This window comes from Sphingomonas sp. (genome assembly GCF_036677245.1).
Taxonomy (GTDB): domain Bacteria; phylum Pseudomonadota; class Alphaproteobacteria; order Sphingomonadales; family Sphingomonadaceae; genus Allosphingosinicella.
Genome location: NZ_JAKFCG010000087.1, coordinates 1 through 3252, shown reverse-complemented (window position 1 = coordinate 3252; position 3252 = coordinate 1). Strand labels below are relative to the sequence as shown.

The 3252-nt window shown below is 67.4% G+C and carries 3 protein-coding genes; all 3 read right to left on the bottom strand.

Annotated features, from left to right (window positions below; all coding sequences use genetic code 11):
* Positions 1 to 124: 124 nt before the first annotated feature.
* On the bottom strand, positions 125 to 823 hold the full coding sequence (locus V6M48_RS10470) for a phosphatidylserine decarboxylase (RefSeq protein ID WP_332812485.1): 699 nt from the start codon (positions 821 to 823) through the stop codon (positions 125 to 127).
* A 99-nt stretch (positions 824 to 922) separates the two neighbouring features.
* A complete protein-coding gene (locus V6M48_RS10465) occupies positions 923 to 2857 on the bottom strand; it encodes an ABCB family ABC transporter ATP-binding protein/permease (protein ID WP_332812484.1) in 1935 nt (644 codons plus the stop codon).
* A 95-nt stretch (positions 2858 to 2952) separates the two neighbouring features.
* The coding region (locus V6M48_RS10460; RefSeq protein ID WP_332812483.1) for a hypothetical protein at positions 2953 to 3252 on the bottom strand (300 nt) is incomplete at its 5' end.

Sequence of the window (3252 nt, the reverse complement as noted above, 5' to 3'; positions counted from 1 at the left end):
CTGATGCCGGACAGGCCGGCGCAGATCGCCAGCACGGTGATCAGGTTGGGCAGCACCATGCGCAGCGGGATCTCGCGGATGCGCGGTCCGCCCCTGCCGTGGGGTGGGAAGGGGCGAAAGACCATCAGTCGATGCGCACCAGCGGCGTCGCGGCCTGTCCGCCGAACTCGGCGATCACGGTCTCGCCCGCCACCGAGGTCTGGCCGACGGCGACGCGCGGAGTGGCGTTGCGCGGCAGGAACACGTCGACGCGCGAGCCGAAGCGGATGAGGCCGAAACGCTCGCCGATGGCGATGTTGCCCCCGGCTTGCGCCCAGCAGACGATGCGCCGCGCCACAAGCCCGGCGACCTGCACCGCGGCGACCGTGCCGTTCGGGCTGTCGATGACGAGGCCGTTGCGCTCGTTCTCCTCGCTCGCCTTGTCGAGTTCGGCGTTGAGGAATTTTCCGGGGCGATGCTCGATCCTCGTGATCCTGCCGCGCACCGGCGCGCGGTTCACATGGCAGGAGAAGACGTTCATGAAGACCGAGATGCGGGTCATCTCGCCGGAGCCGAGGCCAAGCTCGCGCGGCGGAACGGCTGGCCCCACGGACGACACCACGCCGTCGGCCGGGCTCACCACCAGCCTGTCGTCGGTCGGCGTGACACGCACCGGATCGCGGAAAAAATAGGTGCACCATGCGGTCAGGATGAGCCCGATCCAGAACAGGCTGGTCGAGAACAGTCCGAGAAGCAGCGTCACCACGGCGAACACGCCAATGAAGGGATAGCCCTCCTTGTGGATCGGAACGAACGCGTTCTTGACGGTATCGACTAAACTCATCGCCTGGGATCATCGCGCCGGGGCGCGCTCCGCTTCGGGTTGGCGGCCTGATTAGCGGAAACGGCCACCCCCCGCAACGCACCATTCGATTCAGCCGGACTATTCGCCGGGCGCGACTTCCGGCGTACGCCGCCGAACCACGACGCCCAGCTCGTCCCCCGCGCGGGCGATGCGCAGCCGCTCCTCGGCCTCGGAGGCTTCGCGCTGGCGGTCCCACATCGAGGCGTAGAGGCCGCGCTCGGCAAGCAGTTCGGCATGCCTGCCGCGTTCGGCGATGCGGCCGTCCTTCAGCACGATGATCTCGTCCGCGGTGACGATCGTCGACAGCCGGTGCGCGATCACGATGGTGGTGCGGCCCTTGCTGACGAGGTCGAGCGCGGCCTTGATCTCCTGCTCGGTGTGGGTATCCAGCGCCGACGTCGCCTCGTCGAGGATCAGGATCGGCGGCGCCTTCAGGATGGTGCGGGCGATCGCGACGCGCTGCTTCTCGCCGCCCGAGAGCTTCAGCCCGCGCTCGCCGACCGAGGTCGCGTAACCCTCGGGCAGGGTCTTGATGAAGCGGTCGATCTGGGCGAGGCGCGCGGCTTCCTCGATCTCGCCCTGCGTCGCCTCGGGCCGGCCATAGCGCAGATTGTACTCGATGGTGTCGTTGAACAGCACGGTGTCCTGCGGGACCATGCCGATCGCGGCGCGCAGCGAGACCTGCTGAATCTCGGCGATGTCCTGACCGTCGATCAGGATGCGGCCCTTCTGCGGCTCGTAGAAACGGAAGAGAAGTCGCGAGATCGTCGACTTGCCGGCACCGGACGGGCCGACGATGGCGATGGTCTTGCCGGCAGGCACGGAGAAGGAGATGCCGCGCAGGATCGGCCGCTCCGGCACATAGGCGAAGTGCACGTCCTCGAAGGTGACGCTGCCGGCGCGAACGTCGAGCGCAGGTGCCCCCGGCTTGTCCTGGATCTCGGGATCGCGGCCGATCAGCGAGAACATCTGCTCGATGTCGAGCGTCGCCTGCTTGATCTCGCGATAGACGGTGCCCATGAAGTTCAAGGGTATGTAGAGCTGGATCAGCATGGCGTTGATCAGCACGAAGTCGCCAACCGTGTTGGTACCGGCCTGGAAGCCGCGCACGCACATCACCATCGAGATGGTGAGGCCCGCCGCGAAGATCGCAGCCTGGCCGAAATTGAGCCAGGCGAGCGAGGTGTAGGCCTTGATCGAGTTGCGCTCATAGCGCGCCATCGAGACGTCGTAGCGCGCGGTCTCGCGGTCCTCGGCGCCGAAATACTTCACCGTCTCGTAGTTGAGGAGCGAGTCGATCGCCTTGGAATTGGCGTCGGTGTCCGACTCGTTCATCTGGGCGCGGATGGCGATGCGCCATTCGGTGGCCTTGATGGTGTAGGCCATGTAGCCGACCACCATGACGACGAGCACGACGACATAGCGCCAGTCGAACAGGTGCAGCAGCACGGCGATGATCAGCGTGACCTCGATGATCACCGGCACGAGCTGGTTGAGGCCGAGGCGGACCATCTCCTCGATGCCGTTGCGGCCGCGCTCCAGCACCCGGGTGAGCCCGCCGGTCTTGCGTTCGAGATGGAAGCGCAGCGACAGGTGGTGCAGATGGCCGAAGGTCTGCAGCGCGAGTGTGCGGACCGCGTGCATGAAGACCGGCGCGAAGATCGCGTCGCGCAATTGCACGAAGGCGGCCGAACCGACCCTGGCAACACCGTAGATCACCGTCAGCGCCAGCGGCGCGCCGACCAGCCAGGGCAGCCAGGCCTCGAGCGTCGTCGGCGTCCCGGCGAGCGCATCCGTCGCCCATTTGAAGGTGAACGGCACGCCCATCAGCACCAGGCGACCGACGACCAGCAGCGCGAAGGCGATCACCACCCGTTGGCGCAGGTCGGCCCGCTCCGGCGGCCAGAGATAGGGCCAGAGCGCCTTGAAGGTGGCGATGAAGCCGGAGCCCGGCTGCAGCACGGCCGAGCGCGCGAAGGTCGGCGCCGGAGACGGCGCGGCAGGCGGGGACATTGTCACTCTTCCAAATTGAAGCGCCGATATAGGCGAGTTCTCCCGCAAAAGCAGGGGGCCGAGGGAAATAACTCTCGCCGGAAGCCGCGGACCGTTCAGGCGATCCGGCCGTGGTTGCGCCAGACGATGTCGGCCGGGCGGCTCTCCGCCAGAACCAGCCTTGCATTGGGCAGATCGTTCCGCTCCACCCAGGCACGGGCCGCTGCCGGTTCCCGGCCATGCCCGGCCCAGCGCGCGAGCAGCCGCCGCTCAAGCTCTGCCAGCGGGACGTCGATGAAGATCTTGAGGTCGAAGAGCGGCGCCAGGCGAGTCCAGGGCTCCCGGTCGAGCAGCAGGTAGTTGCCCTCCACCAGCACGACCGGCACCCCGGCGGGAATGATCGCCGCCCCGGCGCG